The following is a 5,327-nucleotide window of genomic DNA, read 5'->3' as shown; positions in this document are numbered from 1 at the left end:
GTGACCGAGGTGCTGGGCGGCGCGCTGCTGGCGCTGGACGCCGAGGGCCGCCTGCTGGCCCGGGTGGGTGAGATCGAGGAGCCGGACCGCGCGGACATCGTCGAGGCGGTGGCCGCGTCCCGGACCGAGGGGCGCAGCGTGCGCCGGGGTCCGCTCTGGTACGCGGCGGTGGTGGCGGGCGCGGAGAACCTGGGCGCCCTGGTGCTACGCCCGGACGACGAGTTGGTCGACGCCGACCAGCGCATCCTGGAGCGGGCCGCGTTGGTGACCGCGCTGCTGCTGCTGTTCCGCCGGACGGTCGCGGAGGCGGAGGGGCGGGTGCGTGGCCCTGGGCGGTGCGCTCGCGGTCGCCCAGGGGTTGCCGGCGGAGCTGGCCGACGCGGTGCGGAACGCCGCCGCTGTCGCGTTCACCGACGGGCTGCACCTGGCCGCGTACGCCGCCATGGCGGTGATGCTGCTCGGCGCGGTCACCGCGCTGGTCGCGCTGCGCGGCGTCCGACCGGCCGACTCCACGGCGCTGGCCGCCGAGCCGACCGGTCCGGCCGACACCTCGTTGTCGTCGGTCAGTCGATGAGCACGTGCGCGAGGCGGTCGCGGAAACGCCGCTCGGAGTCGCTGACCGACTCGCCGCCGATGCCCAGCAGCCCGCCGCTGGACGCGGCGCCCACCACCTGCTCGGCGATCTTCACGAGCCAGTGCTTGTACGCGCCGGCCTCACCCTCGTCGACCCGCGCGGCCAGCAACGCGCCGGCCTCGCCGGCCCGCAACAGCACGTCGTCGATGTACGCCCCCGGGTCGGCGGGCGCGATGACCGGCAGCTCCTCGCCGGCCTCCGGGTCACCGACCCGGGTGACGATCTCGCCGGCCACGGCGACCACCAGCGGGCTGGCCGACTCCCGGCCGGCGGCGATGGTCTCCAGCCCGGCCGCGTTCTCCGCCATGGTCCGGCGGGTGCCGTCGGACTCGGCGGCGCTCGCCGCGGTCAACACCGACTGTGGCAGGCCGACCAGCAGCCCCCACTCCTCGTCGGAGAAACCGAACCCGGTGTACGCCGGCTGCTCGATCACGACAACGCCCCTTCCGCCCTGCTCTTCTTGGTCAATCGGTGCTCTGCTTTGTCGATCCACCGGGGCCGCAACCGGCGCCCGGGTCAGGCTAGTCCAGGGTCAGCAGGCCCTGTTCGGACACCACGCGCACCGACAACGTCTTGTACCCGACCTCCTCGAAGAGGACGGTCATCTTGTCCTCCTCGTACGAGAGCACCATGCCCGGCCCCCACTCCGGGTGACGCACCTGACTGTGCACCGGAAACGGCCCGACCGCACCCTGGTCGGCCACGCTGGTGCCGCTGTGGCAGTTGTCGCAGTGCCCGCAGACGTCGCTCATCTGCTCGCCGAAGTAGGCCAGCAGGGTCTGCCCCCGGCAGGCCCTGGTCTCGGCGAAGGCCCGCATCATGTCGGTCCGGGACCGGGTCACCGTCTGCTGGCGTTCCGCCTCGGCGAGGGCCGCCGCGGCGGCGTCCACCGCGGCGGGGGAGTAGCGCGGGGCGCCGATGCGCTGCCGGGCGCGCGGCTCGGCCGCGCCGACCTGCTCCAGCAGGGACAGGTACTGGCCCAGCTTGCGTGGCCCCAGGCCGGTGGTCTCGCGCAGTTCGGTCTTGGTGGCTGCCTTCTTGCGCAGCAGAGCGGCCAGGTCGCGCAGCTCGTTCTCGTCGGGCAGACCGCCGCTGAAGAACCGCTGCAGGCCCACGTCCTCAGCCCGCCACAGCAGCAGGACCCGGGCCGGTTGCCCGTCGCGCCCGGCCCGGCCGATCTCCTGGAAGTAGCTGTCCGGCGAGTCGGGCAGCGCCATGTGCACCACCCAGGCGATGTTCGGCTTGTCGATGCCCATGCCGAACGCCGAGGTCGCCACCATGATCGGGACCTGGTCGGCGAGGAACGCCTCGTGCAGCTCCACGCGGGCACCCATCGGCATCCCACCGTGGTAGAACTGCGCCGGGAAGTCGGCGTCGGTCAACCGGGTGGCCAGCTCCTCGGCGGCGCGGCGGGTCGGCACGTAGATGATCCCCGGCCGGCCCTCGTCGCGCAGCAGCGTCATCAGCCGTCGCCAGCGGTAGTCCTCGTCCGGGCAGTGGGCCACCTCGAGGAAGAGGTTGGGCCGGTCCAGCCCGGAGACCACCACGTCCGGATCGCGCAGCCGCAGCCGGGCGATGATGTCGTCGCGTACCGGCGGTGAGGCGGTGGCGGTGAGCGCCACCACCGGCGGCCGACCGATGCCCTCGATGAGGTGCCCGAGCGCCAGGTAGTCAGGGCGGAAGTCGTGCCCCCAGGCGGAGATGCAGTGCGCCTCGTCGATCGCCACCAGCGCCGGCTTCAGCGCGGCGACCTCGGCCATCCGGTCCGGGTTGCTGAGCTGCTCCGGGGTGATGAAGAGGAACTCCGCCCGGCCCTCGCGGACGTCGGCGAGCGCCTCGGCCTGCTGGGTGGCGGACTCGTTCGAGCTGATCCGCACCGCCCGCAGCTCCGGGCGTTGCCGCTCGTTGAGGGAGGCGATCTGGTCCTGCTGAAGGGCGAGGAGCGGAGAGATCACCACGGTGGGACCGGGGATCAGACTGGCCGGGATCTGGTAGATCGCCGACTTGCCGGCACCGGTGGGCAGCACCACCAGGGCGTCGCGTCGCTTCATGACCGCGCGCATGGCGGCCAACTGGTTGGGCCGCAGCGCGTTCCAGCCGAACAGGCTGCGGGCGGCGCGGCGCAACGTCATCGAATGCGTGGACAGTTTCATCGAGGGCCGGAGGTACCCGAGCCCAGGACAACCGAAACGCATTCGGAAGATCATGGGCTCGGGTGCCAGTGGCTCAGCGCAGCCCGGGCAGGACCTCGCGCTGGTACAGGTCGAACAGACCCTGGTAGTGCGGGCCGGTGTTGGCCACGTAGACCTCGTCGAAGCCGGCCTTGGCGTACTTGTCGATCATCTCCAGGTGCGCGTCGGCGCTGTTGCCGCAGACGAACGCCTTCTTGAGCATCTCCGGCTCGACCAGCTCGGAGGCCTGCTCGAAGTGCCGTGGCGAGGGGAGCACCTGGGACAGTTCGCCCGGCACCCCCGCGTTGGGCCAGCGCTCGTACGCGATCCGCAACCCCTCGTCCTCGCTGTCCGCGTACGCCGCCTTGAATCCGGCCTGGCACGGCTTGTCGCCGCCGCCGTTCTCGCGGAAGCGGCGGACCATCTCGCCGTCGGGCATGGTGCTCACGTAGCCGTCGCCGATCCGGGCGGCCAGGTCGATGGCCTTCGGTCCGAAGCCGGAGACGTAGATCGGCGGGGGAGTGTCGGGCAGCGTGTAGATCCGGGCGTGCTCCACCGTGTAGTGCTTTCCGTGGTGGTTGACGAAACCGCCCTTCCACAGCTCGCGCAGCACCTCGACGGCCTCCTCCAGCATCTCCAGCCGGACGTCCGCCTGCGGCCACGCGTCGCCGAAGATGTGCTCGTTGAGGGCCTCGCCGGTGCCGACGCCGAGCACGAACCGTCCACCGTGCAGCACCGCGCTGGTCGCCGCCGCCTGCGCGATCACCGCCGGGTGGATCCGCACGGTCGGGCAGGTCACCGCCGTGGTCACCGGCAGCGAGCAGACCTGGCTGAGCGCGCCGATCATCGACCAGACGAATGGGCTCTGACCCTGGGCGTCCACCCACGGGTGGTAGTGATCCGAGATCCACAGAGCCTCGAAGCCGGCCTCTTCGGCACCGCGCGCCTGCGCCAGCAACTCGGCGGGCGTGTACTCCTCACTGGACAGAAAATATCCGATCTTCATGGCTTACCCCTTCGGCACGCGGACCTGCTGATGGGGAGAGCCGTACCCCGGCGGCGCACGGTCACACCGGTTCTCGCCGCGGGCGGGTCAGCGTCGCCCGAACATCGCCCGGATCGCGGCGAGGAGCAGCAGAGCGCCGACCACCAGGCCGAGCAGGCGTACGCCGGGGATGTCGGCCGGGCTCGTCGCGTCGGCCAGCAGGACGGGATCCATCCCCGCACTCTCCCCGGGGAGCGGGCCGCCAGGCAACTGTAAGGTTTATTGACTATTGAATCGCTCAGTGTGACCATGGCAGAACCGCCTGCCGGTGGCGGTGCGCCGAGGGCGCGCGAGAGATGGGGTACGGGGGCCGCATGAGCGAGCGCAACCAGCGGATCGACGGGGGCGCACCGTCGCCGGTGATCGATCTCGATCCCTGCGAGGGAGTGGCGTGACCACGTCCAACGGGCACCTCTCGGCGCTCGCCGCCGCCGTCCTGCAACCCGGCTTCGTCGGCACCACCCCACCGCCCTGGGTGTGCCGCTGGCTCGGCGAGGGTCTCGGCTCGGTGGTGCTCTTCGCCCGCAACGTCGTCGACACCGAGCAGGTGACCGCCCTCACCGCGACGCTGCGCGCCGAACGGCCGGACGTCATCGTGGCGATCGACGAGGAGGCCGGTGACGTCACCCGGCTGGAGTCCGTGCACGGCAGCTCCCGACCCGGCAACTTCGCCCTCGGGGCGGTCGACGACCCGGGGCTGACCGAGGCCGTCGCCCGGGACCTCGGCGCCGAGCTGGCCGCGGCGGGGATCACCCTCAACTACGCCCCGGACGCCGACGTCAACTCCAACCCGGCGAACCCGGTGATCGGCGTCCGTTCCTTTGGCGCCGACCCGGTGCTCGTCGCGCGGCACACCGCCGCCTGGGTCCGCGGGCTCCAGGCCGGCGGCGTCGCGGCCTGCGCCAAACACTTCCCCGGCCACGGCGACACCCGGGTCGACTCACACCACGACCTGCCTCGGATCACCGCCGACCGGGACCGGCTGGACGCCTGCGAACTGGCCCCGTTCCGCGCCGCCGTGGCCGCCGGGGTGCAGGCGGTGATGACCGGTCACCTGCTGGTGCCCGCCCTCGACCCGCACCTGCCGGCGACGTTGAGTCAGCGCATCCTGGGTGGGTTGCTCCGCGACGAACTGGGCTTCTCCGGTGTGGTGGTCACCGACGCGATGGAGATGCGCGCGGTCGCCGACCGGTACGGCTTCGCCGGAGCCACTGTCCGCGCCCTCGCCGCCGGGGCTGACGCCATCTGCATCGGCGGTGAACGGGCTGACGAGCAGGCCGCCCGCGAGCTGCGCGACGCCATCGTGGCCGCCGTCGTCTCCGGTGAGCTGCCCGAGGAACGTCTCGCCGAGGCCGCCAAGCGCGTCGGTCAACTCGCCGCCTGGACGGTGGCCGCCCGCAACTCCGGCTCGGCCGGAGCGCGCGCCGCCGCCGACGTCGGGCTGGTCGCCGCCCGCCGGGCCGTCCGGGTCACCGCC

At 72.4% G+C, this 5,327-nt stretch carries 6 protein-coding genes and 1 pseudogene; 3 read left to right on the top strand and 4 right to left on the bottom strand.

From position 1 onward, the window contains the following. Both ABZ749_RS28660 and ABZ749_RS28655 read left to right on the top strand, forming a co-directional pair. Positions 1-327 (top strand): annotated as a pseudogene (locus tag ABZ749_RS28660) (diguanylate phosphodiesterase); the annotation flags it as partial. After that, on the top strand, positions 323-574 hold the full coding sequence (locus ABZ749_RS28655; RefSeq protein ID WP_357233250.1) for a hypothetical protein: 252 nt from the start codon (positions 323-325) through the stop codon (positions 572-574). The pseudogene ABZ749_RS28660 and the gene ABZ749_RS28655, both read left to right, overlap by 5 nt. Here the strand turns inward: ABZ749_RS28655 and ABZ749_RS28650 are convergent. From ABZ749_RS28650 to ABZ749_RS28635, 4 genes are all read right to left on the bottom strand, one after another. Then, the gene (locus ABZ749_RS28650; protein WP_357233248.1) at positions 564-1,067 is read right to left on the bottom strand and encodes a hypothetical protein; all 504 of its coding nucleotides are present in this window, start codon (positions 1,065-1,067) and stop codon (positions 564-566) included. The genes ABZ749_RS28655 and ABZ749_RS28650 overlap by 11 nt on opposite strands. Before the next feature lie 88 nt (positions 1,068-1,155). After that, positions 1,156-2,787 carry a RecQ family ATP-dependent DNA helicase gene (locus ABZ749_RS28645; protein ID WP_357233246.1) on the bottom strand — a complete coding sequence of 544 codons (1,632 nt, stop codon included), beginning with the start codon at positions 2,785-2,787 and terminating at the stop codon, positions 1,156-1,158. Between the two features lie 73 nt (positions 2,788-2,860). Beyond that, positions 2,861-3,811 carry a TIGR03557 family F420-dependent LLM class oxidoreductase gene (locus ABZ749_RS28640; RefSeq protein ID WP_357202629.1) on the bottom strand — a complete coding sequence of 317 codons (951 nt, stop codon included), beginning with the start codon at positions 3,809-3,811 and terminating at the stop codon, positions 2,861-2,863. An 87-nt stretch (positions 3,812-3,898) separates the two neighbouring features. Then, complete coding sequence (locus ABZ749_RS28635) at positions 3,899-4,024, bottom strand: hypothetical protein (protein WP_255750123.1); 126 nt, start codon at positions 4,022-4,024, stop codon at positions 3,899-3,901. 217 nt (positions 4,025-4,241) lie between these two features. Here ABZ749_RS28635 and ABZ749_RS28630 point away from each other — a divergent pair. Beyond that, positions 4,242-5,327, top strand: a 1,086-nt coding sequence (locus ABZ749_RS28630) for a glycoside hydrolase family 3 N-terminal domain-containing protein (RefSeq protein ID WP_357233243.1), incomplete at its 3' end; no start/stop codon positions are given.

Origin of the sequence: Micromonospora sp. NPDC047753 (genome assembly GCF_040642735.1) — a bacterium.
Taxonomy (GTDB): domain Bacteria; phylum Actinomycetota; class Actinomycetes; order Mycobacteriales; family Micromonosporaceae; genus Micromonospora.
The sequence above is the reverse complement of the archived record's forward strand: the minus strand, read 5'-3'. Positions and strand labels throughout refer to the sequence as shown.

Excerpts from the sequence above, each read along its gene's own strand:
- ABZ749_RS28645 (WP_357233246.1), bottom strand. The coding sequence starts at position 2,787 with ATGAAACTGTCCACGCATTCGATGACGTTGCGCCGCGCCGCCCGCAGC.
- ABZ749_RS28635 (WP_255750123.1), bottom strand. The coding sequence starts at position 4,024 with ATGGATCCCGTCCTGCTGGCCGACGCGACGAGCCCGGCCGACATCCCC.
- ABZ749_RS28640 (WP_357202629.1), bottom strand. The coding sequence starts at position 3,811 with ATGAAGATCGGATATTTTCTGTCCAGTGAGGAGTACACGCCCGCCGAG.